The sequence below is a fragment of the Anabaena sp. AL93 genome, from assembly GCF_001672085.1.
Classification (GTDB): domain Bacteria; phylum Cyanobacteriota; class Cyanobacteriia; order Cyanobacteriales; family Nostocaceae; genus Dolichospermum; species Dolichospermum heterosporum.
The window spans coordinates 85882-107712 of the sequence record NZ_LJOU01000002.1 but is presented as its reverse complement, the minus strand read 5'-3'; the positions used below and the strand labels follow the sequence as shown (position 1 = coordinate 107712).

The 21831-nt window shown below is 39.3% G+C and carries 20 protein-coding genes and 1 pseudogene; 14 read left to right on the top strand and 7 right to left on the bottom strand.

Annotated features, from left to right (window positions below; genetic code table 11):
* Positions 1 to 12 precede the first annotated feature (12 nt).
* Complete coding sequence (locus AN486_RS01195; RefSeq protein ID WP_168634913.1) at positions 13 to 2124, bottom strand: TIGR00300 family protein; 2112 nt, start codon at positions 2122 to 2124, stop codon at positions 13 to 15.
* A gap of 272 nt (positions 2125 to 2396) precedes the next feature.
* Between AN486_RS01195 and AN486_RS01190 the strand changes: the two genes are divergently transcribed.
* The 5 genes from AN486_RS01190 to AN486_RS01170 all read left to right on the top strand — a co-directional run bounded on the left by AN486_RS01190 (position 2397) and on the right by AN486_RS01170 (position 6528).
* On the top strand, positions 2397 to 2639 hold the full coding sequence (locus AN486_RS01190) for an antitoxin family protein (RefSeq protein WP_168359798.1): 243 nt from the start codon (positions 2397 to 2399) through the stop codon (positions 2637 to 2639).
* The gene (locus AN486_RS01185; protein WP_290598755.1) at positions 2626 to 3033 is read left to right on the top strand and encodes a PIN domain-containing protein; all 408 of its coding nucleotides are present in this window, start codon (positions 2626 to 2628) and stop codon (positions 3031 to 3033) included. The genes AN486_RS01190 and AN486_RS01185 overlap by 14 nt, the downstream gene beginning before the upstream one ends.
* Before the next feature lie 29 nt (positions 3034 to 3062).
* The gene (locus tag AN486_RS01180) at positions 3063 to 4394 is read left to right on the top strand and encodes a hypothetical protein (RefSeq protein WP_290598753.1); all 1332 of its coding nucleotides are present in this window, start codon (positions 3063 to 3065) and stop codon (positions 4392 to 4394) included.
* A 45-nt stretch (positions 4395 to 4439) separates the two neighbouring features.
* Positions 4440 to 4808, top strand: a complete 369-nt coding sequence (locus AN486_RS01175; RefSeq protein ID WP_290598751.1) for a YlcI/YnfO family protein — start codon at positions 4440 to 4442, stop codon at positions 4806 to 4808.
* Positions 4809 to 4917: 109 nt separating this feature from the next.
* Positions 4918 to 6528, top strand: coding sequence for a hypothetical protein (locus AN486_RS01170; RefSeq protein ID WP_290598750.1), 1611 nt, complete (start codon positions 4918 to 4920; stop codon positions 6526 to 6528).
* Between the two features lie 101 nt (positions 6529 to 6629).
* Here the strand turns inward: AN486_RS01170 and AN486_RS01165 are convergent, their stop codons facing one another.
* Together AN486_RS01165 and glmM are read right to left on the bottom strand one after the other, a co-directional pair.
* On the bottom strand, positions 6630 to 7268 hold the full coding sequence (locus AN486_RS01165) for a peroxiredoxin (RefSeq protein WP_290598748.1): 639 nt from the start codon (positions 7266 to 7268) through the stop codon (positions 6630 to 6632).
* Positions 7269 to 7376: 108 nt separating this feature from the next.
* Entirely contained in the window at positions 7377 to 8813 is a 1437-nt protein-coding gene (glmM, locus tag AN486_RS01160; protein WP_290598746.1) for a phosphoglucosamine mutase, read from the bottom strand.
* Between the two features lie 213 nt (positions 8814 to 9026).
* Here glmM and AN486_RS01155 point away from each other — a divergent pair, with 213 nt between their 5' ends.
* The 5 genes and pseudogenes from AN486_RS01155 to AN486_RS01135 all read left to right on the top strand — a co-directional run.
* Positions 9027 to 9743, top strand: a complete 717-nt coding sequence (locus AN486_RS01155; RefSeq protein ID WP_290598744.1) for a heme oxygenase (biliverdin-producing) — start codon at positions 9027 to 9029, stop codon at positions 9741 to 9743.
* Between the two features lie 246 nt (positions 9744 to 9989).
* Positions 9990 to 10781 (top strand): YdcF family protein, encoded by a 792-nt coding sequence (locus AN486_RS01150; protein ID WP_290598742.1) that lies wholly within the window; start codon positions 9990 to 9992, stop codon positions 10779 to 10781.
* A gap of 355 nt (positions 10782 to 11136) precedes the next feature.
* Positions 11137 to 12072, top strand: coding sequence for a cation diffusion facilitator family transporter (locus tag AN486_RS01145; protein WP_290598740.1), 936 nt, complete (start codon positions 11137 to 11139; stop codon positions 12070 to 12072).
* Positions 12073 to 12481: 409 nt separating this feature from the next.
* Entirely contained in the window at positions 12482 to 12664 is a 183-nt protein-coding gene (locus AN486_RS01140) for a chlorophyll a/b-binding protein (protein ID WP_027402141.1), read from the top strand.
* Between the two features lie 152 nt (positions 12665 to 12816).
* A pseudogene (locus AN486_RS01135) lies at positions 12817 to 13116 on the top strand (PAP/fibrillin family protein); the annotation flags it as partial.
* Between the two features lie 289 nt (positions 13117 to 13405).
* On the opposite strand, the gene AN486_RS01130 reads toward AN486_RS01135, so the two are convergent.
* Positions 13406 to 13702, bottom strand: a complete 297-nt coding sequence (locus tag AN486_RS01130) for a hypothetical protein (protein WP_168634905.1) — start codon at positions 13700 to 13702, stop codon at positions 13406 to 13408.
* A 259-nt stretch (positions 13703 to 13961) separates the two neighbouring features.
* Positions 13962 to 15380 carry a hypothetical protein gene (locus AN486_RS01125; protein ID WP_290598736.1) on the bottom strand — a complete coding sequence of 473 codons (1419 nt, stop codon included), beginning with the start codon at positions 15378 to 15380 and terminating at the stop codon, positions 13962 to 13964.
* 528 nt (positions 15381 to 15908) lie between these two features.
* Between AN486_RS01125 and AN486_RS01120 the strand changes: the two genes are divergently transcribed.
* A complete protein-coding gene (locus AN486_RS01120) occupies positions 15909 to 16619 on the top strand; it encodes a peptidoglycan-binding protein (protein WP_290598784.1) in 711 nt (236 codons plus the stop codon).
* Between the two features lie 81 nt (positions 16620 to 16700).
* Here AN486_RS01120 and AN486_RS01115 read toward each other — a convergent pair whose 3' ends face one another.
* Positions 16701 to 18029, bottom strand: a complete 1329-nt coding sequence (locus AN486_RS01115; protein ID WP_290598734.1) for an S-layer homology domain-containing protein — start codon at positions 18027 to 18029, stop codon at positions 16701 to 16703.
* A gap of 113 nt (positions 18030 to 18142) precedes the next feature.
* Here AN486_RS01115 and AN486_RS01110 point away from each other — a divergent pair, with 113 nt between their 5' ends.
* The 3 genes from AN486_RS01110 to AN486_RS01100 all read left to right on the top strand — a co-directional run bounded on the left by AN486_RS01110 (position 18143) and on the right by AN486_RS01100 (position 20739).
* Positions 18143 to 18346, top strand: a complete 204-nt coding sequence (locus AN486_RS01110; protein WP_290598732.1) for an AAA-like domain-containing protein — start codon at positions 18143 to 18145, stop codon at positions 18344 to 18346.
* 732 nt (positions 18347 to 19078) lie between these two features.
* Positions 19079 to 20284 (top strand): histidine kinase, encoded by a 1206-nt coding sequence (locus tag AN486_RS01105; RefSeq protein ID WP_199924396.1) that lies wholly within the window; start codon positions 19079 to 19081, stop codon positions 20282 to 20284.
* A 194-nt stretch (positions 20285 to 20478) separates the two neighbouring features.
* Positions 20479 to 20739 (top strand): chlororespiratory reduction protein 7, encoded by a 261-nt coding sequence (locus tag AN486_RS01100; RefSeq protein WP_053538487.1) that lies wholly within the window; start codon positions 20479 to 20481, stop codon positions 20737 to 20739.
* A 117-nt stretch (positions 20740 to 20856) separates the two neighbouring features.
* Here the strand turns inward: AN486_RS01100 and AN486_RS01095 are convergent, their stop codons facing one another.
* Positions 20857 to 21759, bottom strand: a complete 903-nt coding sequence (locus tag AN486_RS01095; RefSeq protein ID WP_027402148.1) for a cation diffusion facilitator family transporter — start codon at positions 21757 to 21759, stop codon at positions 20857 to 20859.
* Positions 21760 to 21831 lie beyond the last annotated feature (72 nt).

Here is a 21831-nt window from a genome sequence, read left to right as displayed (position 1 = left end):
GTGAGATATTTCTTAACCTACATTAGCAACATAAGGACTTGTTAACTTATCCAATTGCTGAGTTAACAGACTGAGGAACAAACCCACATCAGTCACCACACCTACAGATTCTATTGAACCGCGATCGCTCAATTTTGTCACCACAGCCGGGTTAATGTCCACACAAACCATCTTCACACCTGCGGGAGTCATATTTCCCACCCCAATAGAATGCAGCATGGAAGACAGCATCAAAATCATGTCTGCACCTTCAATGATTTTAGAATATTCCTGTTGTGCTAAAATCAAGTTCATTTGGGTATCGGGTAACGGACCATCATCCCGAATTGAACCAGCGAGAGAAAAGGGAATGTTATTTTTCACACATTCATACATCACCCCACTTTTCACCACTCCCGCTTCTACAGCTTTAGCAATGCTACCAAAACGGCGGACGATATTAATGACTTTTAAATGATGTCGGTGGCCACCGCGCACAGCTACACCGCGCTTCATATCCACACCCAGGGATGTTCCCAGCAGGTTTTGTTCCATATCATGAACAGCGATCGCATTTCCACCCAAAAGTCCCTGTACATAGCCTTCTCGCACTAAGCGACAGAGATGTTCACCGCCACCTGTGTGAATTACCACAGGACCTGCCGTAACAACTACTTTACCACCGCTATCCTTAATTTTACGTAATTCCCAAGCCACCTGTTCCACGACTAATTCCACCCGTCTTTCGCTGGAAACACCGGAAGACATAAAGCTGAACTCTTGGGAATTGCGTTGTTCGCGTGATTCAGCTTTGCGGACGGTGCGGATACCTAAAACATCTACAACTACTTTGTCGCCGATTTCTAAATCCCGGAGGAGTTTGCATTTTGCTACTATACCATTAGCAGTTGTGGAAATAGCGATCGCCCCATCCATGCGTTGATTTTGCACCTTCAGCCATTCTCCATTTACACGAATTTCAGTAGGATAAATCGTGCTGACATAGAAATCATCAGGAGCAACACCCGCTTGGATCACAGGTTCTAATCTAGTATCTCGTTCGTCTTGGGGTAAATCAACTGCACCCAAATCAATCAACTGGGAGATGATTTCTTCCATCACTTCGTGAGATGGTGCAGATACCCTCACCTCAGCCGCAGATGTACTTTGACGTTGTTCTCCCAAGTTGAATTTGAGAACTTGGAAACTTCCCCCCATTTCCACAATTAAATCTAAAGCGCGGTTAATTAAACCTGCATCTAGCAAGTGTCCTTCCATGCGAATGACACGACTTTCTACAGAAGCATTAGCGTGAATTTCCTCGCCAATAGGTTCTGTTACCCGCAAAGTCAAGCATTTAGCCGCCCCACCGGCTTTGAGAAATTCTGTTAACGGTGTTTCAATGACTTGGAAACCAACTTCAGCCAAACGTGATTTTAAACTCTCACTGGCTTTGTTCATAATCACGATGCTATCCACATTCACCGCATTACAAGCAAAGTTAACAGCATCAGCTTCTTCAATAGCAATCCGCTTTTCAGGTGCGACGCGCATTTCAATCACGCGGTTAGAGTAAGAATCAAACGCACCAGGATAATACAGCAAATAACCATTCGCCAAAGGACAGAAGCAGGTATCAAGATGATAAAAACGTTCATCCATCAACCGCAAAGAAATCACCTCAATGTCCAGCCATTTAGCCAGGTAGGGGTGAGAATCTAATTCTGACCGGAAACCATATCCAGCCCACAACCAGCGTCCTTCTCGGTCTAGGAGTGCATCACCAGCACCTTCAAAGGGGAGGTCTTTAGGAAGTGTGTAAACATTAAAACCATTTTGTTCAAACCACTGTTGAAAATACGGTTCTTCTCCTTGGCGTTCTTTATGCAAAAAGCGGCTAAGAACGACGTTTTCACCAAGGACTAAACCCGCGTTAGCACTGAATACCATATCAGGCCAACCTTTCTCTGGGGCAACTAAATCAACAATGGCGTGATTTTTAATGACATTGTATAATTTATTCCATTGCTCTACGGCGCGATCGCGTGAGGACTTATGAATATTCCCTTCCATCCAAGGATTAATCACATAATCCACATCATAATGGTCAGGAGCGCACATCAAAAACCGAATTTGGGAAACCATAAAAATCTTACTAACTTCTAAAATGCTACTAATGTCTTCTGGATACAGAGTTTTGGTGATCCAATTCTGTCAAATCTGCTACTTAACCTCTACCTTTTGTTCTTGGTAGGCTTTACAAGGATATCGTTATTATTCTATTACTGCTAGGGACAATGTGAGCGGTAACGTCACAAAGGTTGTGTTGTAATGTAATATTAACTTGTTAATTGATGGGTGACTCTGATTGTTGGCTGAACTTGCTCTACAATAATTAAATTATGGAGTTTTTTATTATGCCCCCTACCCTAAAAGCAGTCTATCGTAACGGCACATTCATTTTGGAAACAGCCTGTAATTTACCTGAAGGTTCTGAGGTGGAATTACTCATTCAATCAAGTTCTATTGTTTCACCTCCCATTTCCGATGTAGAAAGTAAACAACATTTTCTCAAATCTCTAATTTCACGAATGCAGCAAAATCCGATTCCATTAAATGCACCTCATTTTACACGGGAGATGCTGCATGAACGCCGTTGATACTAATATCTTAATTTATGTCAACGATCCCCGTGATCCTATCAAACAAGCAAAAGCATCATCTCTAGTATTGTCTCTAACAGATGGTGTTTTACTTTGGCAAGTTGCGTGTGAATATTTAGCAGCAAGCCGAAAATTAGAAAAATTAGGATATGACAAAACCCAAGCTTATCAATATATTCGTGATTTACAGCAAGTTTGGTACACTGTTATTCCTACGTGGAGTATTATAAATAGTGCTGAAAATCTAATGAATCGTTTCAGTCTTTCCCACTGGGACTCCATGATTATTGCTGCTTGTTTAGAAGCCAAGATCCAAACACTTTATACAGAGGATTTTGGTTACTCAAATATTGACGGGTTGCAGATAATTAATCCTTTCACTGTCTCATAATATCATGCCAAAATTTTGCAGATTTTTTTATGAAACGCTATAGTCAACTCGCTGATCTTGAATCTCTTTTGTTAGATATTGATGATGAAAATATTAGAGCATATGCAGCAGAGGCTATAGTTTCCTATTCTGGGGGAGCGTATCGATCTGCTATTGTCTCTATTTGGATTGCTGTAGTATATGACCTTTACCAAAAGTTTCGCTATCTTGCTGAAACATTCGGTGATCCAGCCGCTAAAATATGCCTTAAGGAAATTGACAAAATTCGCACTCATAAAGATAAAAAGCAAGTTGCTATTTGGGAGAGAACTATTTTATCTCAGGCTTTTAATGATGTTAAAATGTTAACATCTACGGAGTATAATCATCTGGATAGAATTCAAGAAGATAGACACCGTTGCGCTCATCCTGTTTTAGATACTGAAGGTTTTTTATTTCAACCAACACCTGAATTAGTTCGTACACATATTAGAACAGCCATTGAAGTATTACTTAGTCAACCTCCTGTTATTGGAAAAGCCTTATCAAATGCTTTAGAACGTGATGTAGAAGGTAAATATTTTCCAGATAATTTAGAAGGTGTTAGGAATTTTTTAATAGGTCGCCATTTACCAGCTTCGGAAAAATACATAACTAACCTTTTTATATTTTGTCTGAAAAAGATTTTACTTGATGAGCCAGATGACAAAAACATTATTAAACGATATATGTTAGTGTTCGAGTGTATTTTAGAAGAACATCAAGAGTTTTTTAAAGCAATAGATAGAAAAAAGATAGTAGAAATCATTGATAAAACGAAAGAAGATAGATATATATTCTTGTCAGAACTCTTTTTTATAGAACAGGAAATAATTTTTGATGCAACATCTGGTTTCTTAATGGAAAAATTGAAGTCATTTGCAACAGAAAATCATCAAAAATTGGATTCTGTTCAATATTTAATTATGACCTCCACTGAAATATCAGAGTATTTTATTGATTTTTATTCAAATATGAAGTTGAGGGAAAAAATAAATTTTATACATGAAGTAATTAAACTACCTACTATTACTATTTTGAACAATGATCATGATTTTATAACGACAATTTTTAAAATAAATTTGAATATACTTTGTGATTCATCTGGATTAGATGATGCAGAAAAAAATAGTCAGTTAATTTATCCTTTTCTACCGATTTTAGGAGAGTTTTTAATGCTTGAAGAGTATAGCTTTATTGGAGAAAAATTAACACAGTTAGAAAATAAAAATTATATGAATAATGTCATAAATCGCATACTTGAATATGTTGATCCAGTGATTCATGGGTTAATGATTAGCAACAAAAATAGAGATACTTTTAACATAATAGATACTGAATAATCTTAATCTTTTACAAAAAACTATTCAAAATGCAAAACAATCTTTATGTTTACAAGTTATGACACCTACACAGCTAGTAATCAAATTATCCTCTGGAGAAATTTAGCTATGAGTAGATTAACACTGAGATTACCAGAAACACTACACCAACAATTAATCAAGTTAGCTGAAACTGAAGGTGTTTCTTTGAATCAATATATAGTTTATGCTTTAACTCGTCAAGCCGTATCCACAGAGTTTATTCAAGCAACACCAGAAAAAGAAATAATTGAGCAAGAACAAAGTTTTAACACACTGTTACAAAGATTAAGAAAAGCTTCCGAAAGTCAAATTAAATCAGTTTTAGCTGAACGTGAAGTAGTACAACCAGAAGCAGAATTAACTCCTGAAATTATTGCTTCTCTTCAACAATGAATAGCTAACCCGACTAGAGTATGAAGCAAAAAATACTCACTCTCAATAATTAGCGATCGCTATCATGGTAAATTCTTACAGAGGTGAATCATAACAGTTTTATAGAGATATGCAAAACAAAAATAGTCGGTTTCTAGTTGGTAACACCAGAGGCAATAACGTTCTGATGTTTGATGCTTATACAGGCAGTCCCCTGGGGACATTTATCGAAAAGGGTAGACTTGATAACCCTGACACCTTACTCTTCGGACCCGACGGAAATGGTGATGGTAAAAGTGACCTTTACATAGCCAGTGGCACAAAAAAAGGCAGTTCTTCTATATTGAGGTTTGACGGACAAACTGGCAGTTTTATTGATGTATTTGTGGGAGATAATCCCAATACCAACTTAGATGAAAGTGGCGGTTTAATTCGTCCCTATGGTCTTGCTTATGGACCAGATGGTAATTTTTACGTTTCCAGCTTCTTAACTGACCAAATATTACGCTACAATGGCGCGACGGGGGCATTTATTGATGTTTTTGCCCAAGGAAATGGTAAAAAAGATGGCTTAAATGGACCTAATGGGCTACTCTTTATCAATAATAGTCTTTATGTTACCACCCAAGGAAGTGTAGGCACAGTCAATCCTCAAACGGGAGAGGTTAAGGCTGATTTTAGTGCAGGTTTGTCTAGTCAAGTTTTACGTTACGACTCCCTAGCAGCGGGAACAACTCCCACAGTCTTTGCTACTCCCACACCATCACCTGATAGTTTTAACTTTGTCAGTTTGCTGGGTTTAGCGGTGGGTGAAGATAATGATTTGTATGTGAGTGATTTTGCTAACGGTATTCAACGCTATGATTTGGAAACTGGGAATTTAGTCAATACTCTTTCTACAAATTATACAACTAGTCAGTCACCCAGTAATAATTTTATTGGCGGACTTGCTTTTGCGCCTAATGGTAATTTACTCACTGTGGGTTTTAATGTTAGCACTACACAGGGGGCTATTCTCAGCTATGAAAGTGAGAGTAGTTCAGTTGTTAGTCCATTTCAGGTTTTAGTTCCTACAAACCCGGTTCTTGAACGTCCTGTGGGGATAACTTTTTTCCCTACAGAAAATCAGTTGGTATCTGGAACTACTGGAAACGATGACTTGGTTGCGGGTAAAGATTTAGAAGCAGTTGCAGATATTGTATTTACTGGTGCTGGTGATGACAAAGTTGATCTGGCTATCAAAACCTATGCAAGTGATAATAACGTCTTCTTAGGTAGTGGTAATGACGTGATAGATGTCAATAAAAGCGATCGCACTTTTGGCGATTTAGGTAATGATACTTTTTATGCTATTGATGGTAAAGGTGGTAATCGGATGTCCGGTGGTGCTGGTAATGATACCTTTTTCTTGGGTAGTAATGACCGGGCTTTGGGTGGTGATGGTAACGACACCTTCTTTATCCAAACAGGTGGTAATAATTTAATCAGTGGTGGTGCTGGCGCTGATAATTTCCAGATTGTGACTCTCGAACTTCCTAAAACTCCTAATAGGATTTTAGATTTTCAGATGGGTATTGATACTATTAGTATCTTTGGTGCTAAAGGACTTGGTATTTCTGCCACTAACTTAGTATTGAATCAAACTGGTGGCGATATTGAGATTATGTTTGGTAACACAACTCTAGCTATTCTCAATGGCGTTACAGGTTTAAATGTTAATGTCATCAACTTTGTGAATTAAAGCAATACAATGGAGGGCGGGGAAACCCCGCCCCTACTTCGTAGCCTTTATTCTTTGCGCCTTTGCACCTTTGCGTGAGACATATTCATTGTTATGAGAACTTACTTGTTAGGTTGAGGAGTCATCCGCAAATAAGGTTTAATTTCTTCATAACCTTTAGGAAACTTGGCTTTGAGGACTTCAGGATCTTTCAAAGATGGGACAATCACCACATCTTCACCATCTTTCCAGTCTGCGGGAGTAGCAACACTGTAATTATCAGTTAATTGCAGAGAATCAATGACGCGCAAAATTTCATCAAAGTTGCGTCCAGTGCTGGGAGGATAGGTGAAAGTCAGACGGAGTTTTTTATTGTTGTCAATTACGAAAACCGAACGCACAGTGACAGTAGCCGCTGCGTTGGGGTGAATCATATCATAAAGTTCGGAAACTTTACGATCTGGATCTGCCAAAATAGGGTAATTGAGGGTGGTGTTTTGGGTTTCTTCAATATCCCCTACCCAACCATTGTGAGATTCTACATCATCAACGCTGAGAGCGATCGCCTTCACATTGCGTTTGTCAAATTCTGGTTTGAGTTTGGCAACAGTTCCTAGTTCGGTGGTGCAAACTGGTGTAAAGTCAGCAGGATGAGAAAATAGTACCACCCAGCTATCACCAGCCCAGGCGTAAAAGTCAATTTCCCCATGAGTGGAGGCTTGAGTAAAGTTAGGTACTGTATCACCAAGACGAAGAGTCATGTAAGATTCCCTGTATTTTAAGAAAACATCTATATTCTACCGTGACAGTATGACACAAAAGACCGATTACCCCATCGGGCTGTCGCGGTTTGCAACAAAATTTTAAGTTTAAGCCAGGTGTTGTTCAACTTTTGCAACTAATTCATTTGTCCAATGGTGGACAAGTTCAGCATTAGCGGCCTCTACCATAACTCTAATTACGGGTTCTGTTCCCGAAGCCCGAACTAGGATTCTACCATGATCACCCATTGCTACTTCGGCAATAGCGATCGCTTGTTGCACAGGTTGACAACTTTCCCATCCTAAGCGTCGTTCCCGATCTAATACTCGCACATTCCGTAAGATTTGGGGATAGGTTTGGAAACTTTGATCTACCATTTCTCCCAAAGAAAGATTAGCCTCTTTCACCACCGCTGCAATATGCAAAGCTGTTAATAAACCATCTCCAGTCATGGCATAATGACTACACAGGATATGTCCCGATTGTTCTCCTCCCAACATTCCCCCAGTTTTCTGCATTTCCGCTTGCACATATTGATCACCAACAGCGGTACGAATTAATTTACCACCTATTTGTTCCCAAGCTATTTCAAAGCCTAAATTAGCCATAACAGTGGAAACTATTAGATTATCTGGGAGTTGTTGTTTTTGTTGTAAATGGCGACCCCACAGGTAAAGAATGTAATCACCATTAACGGATCTGCCCGTATTATCCACAGCTAAAACCCGATCTGCATCGCCGTCAAAAGCAAAACCCATATCGGCTTGATTGGCGACTACAGCGGCTTGGAGAATATCCAAATGTGTAGAACCGCAATTGACATTAATGCGATCGCCATCAGCTTCATTATGTAAACAAATGACCTCCGCACCCATTTCTGTAAATACCGCCGGTGCTAAACCCACCGCTGCACCCCAAGCTAAATCTAAAACAATCTTCATGCCTTGGAGAGTCAGTCCAGATGCTAAAGGTGTTTGGATAGACTGGCTATATGTTTTAATTAACTCTGTTCGGGAATAATGTCTACCGCAATTATTTATGCTCAAATCGGGGGATAATTGACCTCGTAATCCCGCCTCAATTTCACCTTGTAGGGCTTTAGATAACTTACCACCCTGGGCATCAAAGATTTTAATTCCATTGTCTTCTGGAGGATTGTGGCTGGCGGAAATCATGATTCCCCCAATGGCATCGGTGATGCTGGACAAATAGGCTACACAAGGTGTAGGACATAATCCTAAATACCACACTTCCAAACCAGCAGCAGTTAACCCGGCGCTCAAAGCCATTGCTAACATATCACTGGAATTTCTGGAATCTTGTCCCAGAATAATTGGACCGGGAACAGTCGCATAATTACGGAGGACAACCCCCGCCCAAAAACCCACTTGTAAAGCCAAAGGCGCATTCAGTAAGTCTCCCACCTTGCCACGAATGCCATCCGTACCAAATAAAGCATTAGTTGGCAGTGGTATGGAATTAAACACCCCACTCTTCTCAACTTCGGAAATACAGCCTTGATTTCGAGCCATTGATGAAACCATAAATTTAAAAACTCCACACAATCACACAGGAGAATAGCACTTTCTTCCATTATCCTTGACGTTAATAAAACGCCAAAGAAACTCATTGCTTAATTATTTTTAATATAAATTCTCATCAAATAGTTTTAATCTTACGTTTTAATGGGGTTTTTTCACCATTACGGACAAAAAACTTCCACAGTTAATTTTTTTACAGTTGAGAATTTTAATAATATGAACAGCAATTTAGCAAGCAAATTACGTGTAGGTACAAAAAAAGCACACACCATGGCAGAAAATGTGGGTTTTGTCAAGTGTTTTTTAAAGGGAGTTGTGGAGAAAAACTCTTACCGCAAGTTGGTTGCTAACTTTTACTTCATTTACTCCGCTATGGAAGAGGAAATGGAAAAACACAAGCATCACCCAATTTTAAGCAAAATTTACTTTCCTGAACTGAACCGCAAGCATACCTTAGAGCAAGACCTTCATTACTACTATGGTTACAATTGGCGAGAGCAAATCAAATTATCTCCTGCGGGTGCGGCTTATGTAAACCGGATTCGGGAAATTTCCGCCACTGAACCAGAATTATTAATTGCTCATTCCTATACCCGTTATCTAGGTGATTTATCAGGGGGACAAATCCTCAAAGGTATTGCCCAAACTGCAATGAAGCTGGGTGAAGGTGAAGGAACTGCTTTTTATGAGTTTGCAGATATTACCGATGAAAAGGCATTCAAGGCTAAGTATCGAGCCAATTTAGATGCTATGCCTATTGATGATTCTACAGGCGATCGCATTACCGAAGAAGCAAATGCCGCTTTTGGTGTGAACATGAAAATGTTCCAAGAGTTGGAAGGTAATTTGATTAAAGCCATCGGCATCATGGTTTATAATGCCATGACCCGGAAACGGACAAAAGGTAGCACTGAATTGGTAACTGCGGAATAATACAGCAGGAGTCGGGCGTAAAACTGGCTTGGTGTCTGACTTTGAATCTATATTCTGTACCTCATTAATCTGCCATTTGCTGTAAGTTGAGAAATATTAACTTTTCTCATAATATCTAGGGGTGATAGCCTTATGATTGTTTTTTTGTAGATGAAAGCAACCAGAAGGAAGTTGCCCCTAAATTTTAAGAAATCCTGACATTTCCAAAACCTATACCGTTACATTATCTATTTAGCTTAAACAATTATGTTTTTATACTTATCTAAAATCATCCCCCTATTTTTTTACCCGTTAGGATTAGCCAGTGTAAGTTTAATAGTTGCTTTGATCACCTTACGAAAAAATCCCCGCATTGCGACTATTGCTATTTCCTTATCCTTAGCGTTGTTGCTAATTTGTAGCAATGCTTGGGTTTCCAAATCCTTAGTCCGCAGCTTAGAATGGCAAAACATCCCCACTCCACAAATCCCCAACGCTGAAGCCATTGTCGTCTTAGGAGGTGCAACCAGATCACCAACTTGGCCCAGGGTAATGGCAGATTTAAACGAAGCAGGCGATCGCGTAATTTATGCAGCACAACTCTATTTTCAGAAAAAAGCCCCTATAATTATCCTGAGTGGCGGTCGCATTGATTGGCGCGGTAGTGGTTCTCCAGAATCAGCAGACATGGCAGCTATTCTCACATCCATTGGTGTTCCGGCTGAAGCCATTATTCAAGAACCCAATTCCCTCAATACCCATGAGAACGCTGTCAATGTTCGGAAAATCCTCGAAGCTCGTCAAATAAAAAAAGTATTATTAATCACCTCAGCGATACATACACCCCGATCCTTGAAAATTTTTCAACGTCAAGGCATGAATGTCATTCCCGCACCCACAGATTTTCTAGTTAGTCAAGGGGAACTTCAAGAACTTACCAACACTCCCAAAGCCGCAATTCTCAATTTATTACCTGATACCGATAATTTAGATCAATTCACAAGTGCATTAAAAGAATATATTGGCACTTTTATTTATAGCCTGCGAGGTTGGTTATAGGAGTCCGAAAGAAGGAATCAGGAGTCAGGAGTTCAGAAGAGAGAAGAAAGAAGAAAAGGCGTTACTGAATTGAGGTATGAAATTCCTAAATTGAACCTTTAAAACTCTTACCTTTGCGTCTTTGCGCCTTTGCGTGAGACTAAAATTCATACCCTTAATCAGCAACGCCGAAGAAAAAGGTATTTGCAAAGATGAACATCCCTGAATATTAACTCAAAAATCAGAATTAACATAGAATTTTCGGCGTTGGAGAATTGAGGTAAGAAAGTCAAAAATTCCATCTCTCAAACTCTTACTCTCTGCGCCTGGAGCGTCTCTGCGTGAAAAACCATCCATCCCTTATACCCACATCACCATGACACACAACCACCATCATCATCACGAACATGGACACCATCATCACAATCACACCCCAGCAACATTTAGTCGGGCTTTTGCTATTGGCACTGCATTGAATATAGGATTTGTCATCGTTGAAGCCACCTATGGCTACCTAGCACATTCCTTGGCTTTGTTTGCTGATGCGGGTCATAACCTGAGTGATGTATTGGGACTTCTCCTGGCGTGGGGTGCAAGTTCCCTTGCCCGTCGTCCTCCCAGCCACCGCTATACCTATGGATTGCGTGCCTCATCAATTCTAGCAGCTTTAGCCAATGCCGTAGTTTTACTTTTATCTATGGGGGCGATCGCTTGGGAAGCCATTCGTCGTTTTCATAATTCCGCACCAGTATCAGGAGGAACAATTATTGGTGTTGCCCTAGTTGGCATTATCATTAATACTGCTACTGCACTTATGTTTATGTCAGGACGTAAAAGCGACTTAAACATTCAGGGCGCATTTTTACACATGGCTGCTGATGCCCTGGTATCATTGGGAGTTGTGGTAGCCGGAATTGTGATTTTATTCACCCATTGGCTATGGCTTGACCCATTAGTTAGCTTACTGCTTGTGGGAGTCGTCGTGGTCGGCACGTGGCATTTACTCAGAGACTCTGTAAATTTAGCACTTGATGGCGTACCAGCAGGAATTGAACCCCGTGCCGTGAAAAATTACTTAATTGAATGTCCTGGAGTGTCGAAAATCCACGATCTTCATATCTGGGCTATGAGTACAACCGAAACCGCACTCACAGTTCATTTAGTCATGCCAGGAGGTTATCCTGGTGATGCTTTCTTATGGGAAGTTTCCCAGGAACTCGAACACCATTTTGGGATCAAACACTCTACTATTCAGGTAGAAACAGGCGATTCAGCTTATCCCTGCGCCTTAGAACCAGATCACGTTGTGTGACATACTCCACACACTCCCTTATACCTTGCGGCACGCTTGCGCGAACAGATGAGTGTGGGCTTCTCAGTGACTCCTCTAGGAAGACATTAACTGAGCTTTAAAGCCCTATGCCCTAGGGACTTTTGGAGATAATTTTGAACTTTTTCGATAGGCTGCTTTTCAGCATTTAATTGAGTTACACCTACTGGTTAAGATTATATCAAAATATTTGAAAAAACACCAAGAAAGTGTTCATTCCTCATCGACCACCATTGCTGATTTCACGATGTTAAAAAATCCTGATGCTTGCAACTGATGCACACATAGTTGCAAAAAAAATATAAATAAATATTGTTTTTTTTGCAAAAAAATGTTATATTTATTTACATAAGTCAATAAAACTTAGTAAATCCTAATTGGAGTGCTGATCATGGGTAACGCAACAAAAGCAGCTAACACACCTGTAGCTACAGATCGCAACGGTTGGCGCTGGGGTTTTACATCTGAAGCAGAAATCTGGAATGGCCGTTTAGCAATGATTGGGTTTTCAGCAGCAGCTTTGATTGAACTATTTTCTGGTAAAGGCTTTCTCCACTTCTGGGGTATTCTTTAATTTTTCCATAACATAATTTTTGATTAATCAAAAGCCTGGTAGTTGTCATCAACTGCCAGGTTATTTACTTGAAAAAATACATCATAGTCCCCTCCTCGCTTGCGGGGAGGGGGCTGGGGTCTTTATAACTACATATCAAAAAAATTAATCTTATGAATAATCAAATTTTGAAAGAGAAATTACAAGCAACAATCAAGAGAAATCAAGCTAAAAGTGATGGTTCTCCTATTACTAATTTAAAGCTTGATCAAACTTTAGTCGCAGAAATTGAACAATTAACAGCCGAATTAGAAAGTCTCAATCCTCACCCTCAACCTCTCATTCATGCTACAGCTTTATTAGAAGGTGTTTGGCAATTACAATATTCCACAGCCAGAGAAATCCGTTCTTTAGACTCTCTACCATTGGGATTACAAATAGGTAAAGTTTATCAAGTAATTAATATTGCCGATAATATTTTGCTCCGAAGAGCCTCCCATTTCTGGGGTAATGTTAGCTTTGACAATGTTAGAGGTCGGTAACTATCTTAAAAGCACTGGTTTAACCCTTAAGCCTGTTTAACTTTGAAGTTCTAGAGCAGGGAACTAGCTACGCATCCCCTAGTAGGTCTTTAACTCTTACCTCTAACGTAGTTCTGTTAAGAACTGAGTCCAACTAGGCTTTTACAAGCCCTCACTTACCCGAAGGGAAGTGATGGGTGGTTGACTCTCCATAAAGTTAATGATTTAGCTAACTTGGATTTCACAAGGATATAGTTGCGGTTTTTCCCTTACGGGGTATTTCTACCCCATTTAGGTAGGTTTTTTTGGCATTATTTATGGTATTAATCTTCTGATTACTGCGTTTATTATCTACACCTTCAGCTTGTTTTTTGGCATTATTGATAATCTCAGCAATATCACTCATGTACGCATCTTGATCATCCTGTGATGATTGACAATAACCACCGCATAAAGTTTCTGCTTGTCCGGGATTTATCTCTTCTAGAAGTAACCTGATATCAATCTGATTAATATCGGTATTTATGATTTTATTCATGTTTTTAATGAATCACAAGTACAACTAAATCCCATCCTGACAAAAATCCTCCTAATTTTCATCTATCTATTGGCTAATTTTTTAGATTCTACCGCTCCCCTTATGGAAAAGAATATTAATTTAATTTTTGTAGGTTGGGTTGAACGAAGTGAAACCCAACATTGGCGGTAAGATAGTAAGAGTTGTTGGGTTTCCTTGCGTCAACCCAACCTACAATAAATATTGTTTTACATAAAGGAGGGAACGGTAGAGCCATTTTTTATTTGCGAATAGATAAACTACCGGATGATTCCGTCCGCATTTTTCTAGTTTCTTCCAAAATTTTATCTATATCTTCTTGAGATAGACGTTGAATATAGTTAATTTTAACTTCTTCTAAAAAGTCATTTAGTAAACTTTGAATTTCCACTAAAACTTGTTTTTGCTGTATTTCTGAACTAAATGAAGCTGTGAATTTTTCTATTAGCTGAGTAGAAAGTTTTGCCGCGACAGGATCTTTGATGGTACTAGATAAAGCAGCATAGATATTATTAGTGATTTGCGTGGCTAGTTGTTCACTAATTTGTGTTTGAGCTTTACCTAATCCTGGTAACAGGAGGATATTACTATATCCTGGTAATTGTTGACAAGCAATGGCGATGCTATGGCACAAAATTGCATTTACTTCTGGTTGAATTTTAGGTAACACCTGATTAACCAGAGTTTTAATTAACAATCCAGTAATTGCTTCGACTTCGTTGATATTATTAATATCTATATAAGAACGCAGATGATCTGATTCTAGTAGCCAACGGGTAATTTCACCTCGTTTAATTGAACCTTGAACCTGGTTAATTACTTGAACTACGACAATTTCTGTAATTTCTTCGGCAAAATTAGCAAGAATACCTTGATGAATTTGCCGTCTAATTACATAAAAATCAATTAACTTTGCTTGATCAAGTCTGATTGTAACCGGGATAATTCTTAAATATCGCCAAATTGGTATTATTAAGAATATATCATACCAACGCCAAAGAATTGCTTCCAACCAACTTAAATGGCTATATCTACGTTTTATTAAGAAAGTACGTCCTAGTAATTCTGTGGCAAATAGAACTACAAATGGTAAATCAATTATCCAAAATTTATCTAAAAATTCCCCATTCTCACCAATTTTTCGATAATAGTTTTTAGCAATTCCCGGACGAATTTTCTGGTCAAAAAAAGCTATTTCCTGATTCCAACCATGTTTAGATAAATACTCCTGACTCCAAAAAGTATTAAATGCACCTTTTGCAGATTTTTGTCCGACGTGTTCCCGCATCCGGTTTTTGATTTTTTCCAGCGTTCCACTCTTGCCTGCACCCGCAAAAGGATTACTATCAATCATCTCTTTGCTAAGAAAGTGAAGTTCCTCCAACTTAGTTTTGACTTGAGGAGAGTTTAACCCTGTTTGAATTACCTGTTTTTCTAATCCATCTACTGCTTCTAGATATTGTTTTGTGTCACGATGAGGTTCAATACCTTTGATTGGATCGTATAATCGAGTTATTCCAGGAACTCGACGGAAGTAAAAATCTCTCCAAGGTACATAACTTAAATCAAAGAAAACTAATACCAAATTGACAGTGGCTGTAATTGCCATGACTCTTTCAAACCATAGGTTTTTGTGTTGGGAAATTTTTAATTTGCTCATGATTTCTAGTTATAGTAAATTACAGGTTTACGAAATACAGTAGCATCAGTTTGAAAACCAGTGTCATGAATGTTATAGCAGAAATCAGGAGTCAGAAGTTAGGAGTCTTCTACTATTAGGCGTTGGTGAATTGGGGTATGAAAGTCGAAAATTCTATTTCTCAAACTCTTACTCTCTGCGTCTGGAGCGCCTCTGCGTGTTCGCGCAGCGTGCCGTAGGCATAATAAAATCATACTTTTACTCAGCAACACCGGAAATTATTACCCTTGAGTGCATAATTATTTAGTGATGCAATTAATATCATCAAGACCTTAGTATGTCTGTATAGATTAGCAATAGTGCGTATTTTTATCAGTTCGGAGATATTAGGCAGATGGCGAAAACTAATTTTTGTTATATTCATTAATAATCAATTAGAGTCGAATTAATCAGAATTAATAACTAATTGTTAAGCCATAGGTTAAAAAAACTTCAGAATTACCTGCTAGTGTCTTAGTATCAAGGATTTAATCCCAAGGAGTTTTTATGATGTGGTGTGGTTTAAACAAGTCTAGAGTAACTATAGCTTTAACCTGTATTGTGGCAGCAAGTGTTGTGTCTTCAGATATGACTTTTGCCGCTCGTCAGCGCAACTATAAGCCCGATGAATTCCGATCTGTATTACGTGGATTGGGTTATAACGTTAAGGTTAAAAAAGATCCTCTGACTGATGAGGAAACTAAAAAGGCTATCACTGAATTTCAAACAGGCTACAAGTTAAAGGTGGATGGGAAAGCAGGTCCCCAAACCCAAGATCAAGCTGCTATGATTGTGCAAATTTTGCAAGCTAATTTGAATACTGTACTTAAACCAAAAACTCTACTTCCTCGTGATCAATTCTACAGTCCCCAGTTAGAAGAGTTGGTAAAGGAGTACCAGAAAAAACATCAACTCTCAGAAACTGGGATTGCTGATTTACAACTTCGTCAAAAAATAAATGAAGAAGTTAAAACTATCATTACCAAACCAGTAACTAAACCCGAACCAACAGTTACACCAACAGCTAAACCAACAGTTACACCAACAGCTAAACCAACGGCTAAACCAACAGTTAAACCAACGACTAAACCAACGACTAAACCAACAATTAAACCAACAATTAAACCAACGGCTAAACCAACAGTTAAACCAACAGTTAAACCAACGGCTACAGCTACGCCTACACTTACACCAACGGCTACACTTACACCTACACCGTAAAAGTAAAGTCAAGAATTAGAAATCGGTAAAAAATGACAGGCACAATAGCCTGTCAGATGTTTACTCAAAATCAAATAAAACTCACCTTTTCAGCTTTAAAGCTTCCGTTGCAGATATTCCCTCACCTTGAGTACCGAAATACCATAAAGCTGAACTGGCTTCAGCACGAGTTACAGGTTTTTTGGGTTGAAATAGGGTTGTATAGCCAAAAACTCGGCGAATATTTGATTGTTCAGCGTTCTGGAAATCAGCCAAAACTGCTTTTAATGCTTTCGGTTCAATACTACCTGCATCTTGAAAACCCCAAGTTTGTTTAACGGCTTCTAAATTAGCAGCGGGTAAGGCTTGGCGAGTATCTAAAGGAACTTTCCAGAGGATTAATTGTTCTCGTGTCAAGGGTGCATCAGGACGGAATAAAACCGCTGTGGCATCTCCAGATAAAGCACTGGGAATTAAACCAGCTTCGGCTAATCCTTGAATGACTGGAAAATCGGGATCTTTGGTTAAGATATCCCTAAAAGCTGGTTGAGTGCTGGAGGATGCTAACCGAATTTGTTTGGCTGGATTATTCGCATACATGGCATTATTAGCTGCAACTAACCAGCGGGCATATTCCCGACGGGTGATAATTTTATCAGGGAGAAATTCGTTGGTTTTTGGTTCGATAGATAAAACACCTAATGTAGCTAAATCTTGAATATGAGAGCGCCATTCTGGGGGTGCTTTTTGAATATCAGTAAATTCCTGAGTTGTTAAGGTTTCCGGTTGGGTGGTTGGCTGTAGGGTTGGCTGGGTGACTACGTTAGTATTATCAGTCTTAGGTAATACTGGACCGATAAATTCTGGATTATCTGAAGGGGTAACTGGGTTAGTAGACGTAGTTGGAGAATTGGACGAATATTCAATTAATAATTTAGTGGCTGTTTGCGGTTGATTGGGTGCGGCTTTGGTAACAGTTTGTGGTTTAATTGTGACATTGATGAGTAAATCATTGCGTTTGGCGGAAAAAGTCCCATCTACATCATCTTGAGGCTGTTGGACAATTTGCCAGTTTTTAGCCTGAAATTGCTGGCGGTAAAAGCTGGTGATTATATTACTGGGATCTGCACTTTGCCAACGAATTGATATTTTATTTTCGGAATTAGCTGGTGTAACTTCCTCTAGTTTGGCGTTGGGGTAAATGGGAATATCTGCGGGAAAATCAGCCGGTAATTTAATTGTTGATGTGTTGGGGTTTGGTGTTGTTTGCTGACTCTGAGGTTTGCCAAAGGGAACAGGATTATTTTGCAACTGAGGGTCAGCCGCTAATGATTGTTCTAGGTTTTTAGCAGATTGACTGTTAGCACAGGCTGTTAAGGATAGTAAAACAGCAAAACTCAGGAATACAGCAGGGTAGTTACGGGAAAACACAAAGAAATCACAAATTGATTTTCACCTTCTACAGTAGCATTTTTGAGGTTGGGTAGTCAGCCAGGGAATAAATTCCCTGTCTTAAAGTTAAAGTCGGTTTTAACCGACTGTTTTTGGTTTATTTTTTCTCTCACTGGAAGAAGAGATGCGTTTTTAGCTTAAACTTTTACACATCTATAATTAATAGTGATCTTCCTATGAGAATAGATTCTACTCAAGCTTTAAAATTACGCAGTTTGGGGTTAATTGAATTTAAAGGAAATGATGTGCAATGTCTTTGTAATTTATATCGTTTTTATTTTCAAGAACGTATATAGCAGTTGTCGCGCTTGATGCAATACAATCGAGGGCGCAGGCCCTGCGCCCCTACCAATGTGTAAGTTGCGTAAGTTATGTTATAGTCTAAATTTATACATTTATTGGTTAATGGAATATTGCTTTGCAACGCCAATAGTGGCGGTTATAGGTTTTGAGGAATTGATAGAAAGTTTTCGCCAATGGTTTGAAGTGGTAAGCTGGGAATAAGGCAACTCTGCGGCTGTTTGTAAGAATTGATGGATGGCTTAGGGATGATTTAATGCTTCTATTGGGGAAGCGATCGCAAGTTGCATCGGTGTTACATAATTAGCTATAGGTTGGTATGCACTTGAATGAGTTACAGAATACATGGCAAAGGCCTACATTAAGGGACTCTTGACTTCTACTAAGCTGTTACGCAGCTAAATCTGATATTTCGTAGCCTAGAGTCCTTGCCGTAAGGCTTTCGGGCAAAAAAGTAAATGCGTAACAGCTTAGGGCTATTTTTTGGATTCTGTAAATAATTGCTAAAGGAGGTGACGATAGGTTCAACAATTCCTGACTAGAAGCCTAGTAGCTGTAAAAGTAAGAGCAAATGGCAGCAAAATTCCGAAAAAATCCGCTTTCACCCAAAAATATAGATCGGATTGCAGTAGGAAGAATCTAAAATAGATATTAAATTAGAAAAACAACGGCCATTAAGCAACGTCAGTTCATTTCACCGTCTGTAAAGCGTCCCCAGGTTGTTACCAGTGCTGAAACAAGATGTCATGCAAGTTTCCCAGGATCAGCCTATTTATTCTGAGGCTCCACTCCAACTACTGCTGTTTATTGATGGGCGACCTCAGTCCCGTCAACAAGTGCAGCGAATTCGTGCTTACTTAAAAGAATTAGAGGCTGGGTATAGTTTTGAACTACAAATTATTGATGTTGGCGAACAACCCTATTTAGCGGAACATTTTAAGTTAGTAGCAACTCCTGCTTTGGTTAAAATTCATCCCGAACCTCAACAAACTATTGCTGGTACTAATATTATTCCGCAATTAAAAATCTGCTGGCCGCGTTGGCAAACCGCTGTCACCACTTTTTTGAAGTTACAGGAAGATTCCCAAGAATGTTTGGATGAGAAGAGTCAGGTGATTGCGCCTAAGTCTACCATTCATTCTGTTGCTACTTCGGCGGAGGCAATTCAACTAGGGGATGAAATTTTTCGTCTGAAGCAGGAAAAGGAGAGACTGCAAGAACAGCTACTGTTTAAAGACCGAGTGATTGCCATTTTAGCCCATGATCTTCGCAATCCTCTGACGGCGGCGGCGATCGCTATTGAAACTCTTCAATCTAATTACAATCCAGATACGGGGGAATTTCTCCGCCTGAAACCAGGACTGGCTATACATTTATTAAAACAGGCCCGGACACAAACACGGATTATTGATCGGATGATTGCTGATTTGTTACAGGTCGGGCGGGGTGAGGATATAGAATTGCCAATTGTACCACAAAGGTTACAATTGGGGGAATTGTGTTTACAAGTATTAGAGGAATTGAGCGATCGCTACACAGCTAAATCCCAAACGGTAGAAACAGATATTCCCCAAGATTTACCCTATGTATATGCTGATCCTGAACGCATTCGGCAAGTCCTAGTTAATCTTTTAGATAACGCCATCAAATATACACCTGTTGGTGGTATTATCACTGTAGCCGGATTACATCGGACTACCCAAAAAGTTCAATTTAGTGTTGGTGATACAGGACCAGGGATTCCCGAAGAAAACCGCGATCGCATTTTTGAGAATCTTTTCCGTCTCCAGCGCGATCGAGGCACAGATGGATATGGAATTGGTCTTTGTTTATGTCAACGCATTATCCGCGCCCATTACGGTCAAATTTGGGTAGATTCATCTCCCCACGGTGGTGCATGGTTTCATTTTACAATGCCAGTATATCCATCGTGAATTAGGGAACAGGGAACAGGGAACAGGGAACAGGGAACAGGGAACAGGGAACAGGGAACAGGGAACAGAATAAGAAATTATTACCAATCACCAATCACCAATCACCAATCACCAATCACCAATCACCAATCACCAATCACCAATTACCAATTACCAATTACCAATTACCAATTACCAATTACCAATTACCAAAAATGCCAAATCAATTAATGTATCAACAGGATGATTTTGTTGTTTTAGAGACAAATCAACCAGAACAATTTCTCACCGTAGCTGAATTACTACTCAAGCTGGAAACAACCCTATTGCAAATCTCACAGGAGGATTTACCACTAGATTTACAAAAATTTAATTCAATCAGCCAACAAGCACAATATTTACTAGATACTAGTTGTAATTTAGATTTAGGTCCAGGAAAATATTTACAGTGGTATGCAGTCAGGTTGGAAAAATAAAACCCACAATATTCTTCCCAGGACGATGCTATAATATACTCAGTATGATCAGGAAATGCTATATCCCTACTCCCTATCCCTGATCTAAAAAATATTCTGACTCCTGAATTCTTGTCTTTATCTATGTTCGGTTTCAAAAGTTATGCTCTCAGACTGATATGCAGGTGGTTCAACATGAATGAGAATCCTCACAGGATGAAAACGTTGTTCTAGTTGTTTTTCGACTTCTTCCGTGATGTTGTGGGCTGTCTCTACATCTGGTGCATCTACAATGAGGTGCATTTCTATAAAAACTTGACGACCAATGACACCACGAGAAGCGATATCATGACAGTTGAGGACACCGGGGACGGAAACGGCGATCGCATGAATTGTTTCTGGGGCGATCGCCATTTGATCCACCAACCAAGGTAAATTTTCAGTTAAGACTGACCAACCACTCCAAAATACCAGTAGAGCCACCGGGAAAGCTAGTACCACATCTAACCATTGATAACCCAGCCACACACCAATTAAACCACCAATAACCGAAATTGTCACCCAAACATCGCTCATAGTATGGGTAGCATCAGCGATTAGAATCGAACTACCTACCCTTTTTCCCACATTCCGTTCATAAAAAGCGACAAAAATATTTACTCCTAAAACAATTAATAATAACCACAATTCTGGAGGTGATACTCTCACAGGTTCACCACCTTTGAGAATCCTTTCTACTGCACCTTGGACAATTTCAAAACAGGCTATTCCTAAAAATGCAGCAATACCCAAAGCCCCCACTGCTTCAAACTTATTATGTCCGTAGGGATGCTCCCGATCTGGCAACGGTGAAGAAAACTTAATAGCCACTAATCCTAAGACATTATTAGCACTATCTGTCACACTATGTAAGGCATCAGCCAGTAAGCTTAAAGAACCTGTCCAATAGCCCACCAGGGCTTTTAACCCCATCACGAATATGTTTAGTAATAGTGTAATGATTAAAACTCTTCTTACTTCAGTGCGGTTATCGTAAATCATATATTTATAATTGTGATTTGTGAAAAAAAGGAATAGAGAATTTGTTTTCTTGAACTCTTACTGTACACCAAT

Excerpts from the sequence above, each read along its gene's own strand:
- AN486_RS01195 (WP_168634913.1), bottom strand. The coding sequence starts at position 2,124 with ATGGTTTCCCAAATTCGGTTTTTGATGTGCGCTCCTGACCATTATGAT.
- AN486_RS01190 (WP_168359798.1), top strand. The coding sequence starts at position 2,397 with ATGCCCCCTACCCTAAAAGCAGTCTATCGTAACGGCACATTCATTTTG.
- AN486_RS01185 (WP_290598755.1), top strand. The coding sequence starts at position 2,626 with ATGAACGCCGTTGATACTAATATCTTAATTTATGTCAACGATCCCCGT.
- AN486_RS01180 (WP_290598753.1), top strand. The coding sequence starts at position 3,063 with ATGAAACGCTATAGTCAACTCGCTGATCTTGAATCTCTTTTGTTAGAT.
- AN486_RS01175 (WP_290598751.1), top strand. The coding sequence starts at position 4,440 with ATGTTTACAAGTTATGACACCTACACAGCTAGTAATCAAATTATCCTC.
- AN486_RS01170 (WP_290598750.1), top strand. The coding sequence starts at position 4,918 with ATGCAAAACAAAAATAGTCGGTTTCTAGTTGGTAACACCAGAGGCAAT.
- AN486_RS01165 (WP_290598748.1), bottom strand. The coding sequence starts at position 7,268 with ATGACTCTTCGTCTTGGTGATACAGTACCTAACTTTACTCAAGCCTCC.
- glmM (WP_290598746.1), bottom strand. The coding sequence starts at position 8,813 with ATGGTTTCATCAATGGCTCGAAATCAAGGCTGTATTTCCGAAGTTGAG.
- AN486_RS01155 (WP_290598744.1), top strand. The coding sequence starts at position 9,027 with ATGAACAGCAATTTAGCAAGCAAATTACGTGTAGGTACAAAAAAAGCA.
- AN486_RS01150 (WP_290598742.1), top strand. The coding sequence starts at position 9,990 with ATGTTTTTATACTTATCTAAAATCATCCCCCTATTTTTTTACCCGTTA.
- AN486_RS01145 (WP_290598740.1), top strand. The coding sequence starts at position 11,137 with ATGACACACAACCACCATCATCATCACGAACATGGACACCATCATCAC.
- AN486_RS01140 (WP_027402141.1), top strand. The coding sequence starts at position 12,482 with ATGGGTAACGCAACAAAAGCAGCTAACACACCTGTAGCTACAGATCGC.
- AN486_RS01130 (WP_168634905.1), bottom strand. The coding sequence starts at position 13,702 with ATGAATAAAATCATAAATACCGATATTAATCAGATTGATATCAGGTTA.
- AN486_RS01125 (WP_290598736.1), bottom strand. The coding sequence starts at position 15,380 with ATGAGCAAATTAAAAATTTCCCAACACAAAAACCTATGGTTTGAAAGA.
- AN486_RS01120 (WP_290598784.1), top strand. The coding sequence starts at position 15,909 with ATGTGGTGTGGTTTAAACAAGTCTAGAGTAACTATAGCTTTAACCTGT.
- AN486_RS01100 (WP_053538487.1), top strand. The coding sequence starts at position 20,479 with ATGCCAAATCAATTAATGTATCAACAGGATGATTTTGTTGTTTTAGAG.
- AN486_RS01095 (WP_027402148.1), bottom strand. The coding sequence starts at position 21,759 with ATGATTTACGATAACCGCACTGAAGTAAGAAGAGTTTTAATCATTACA.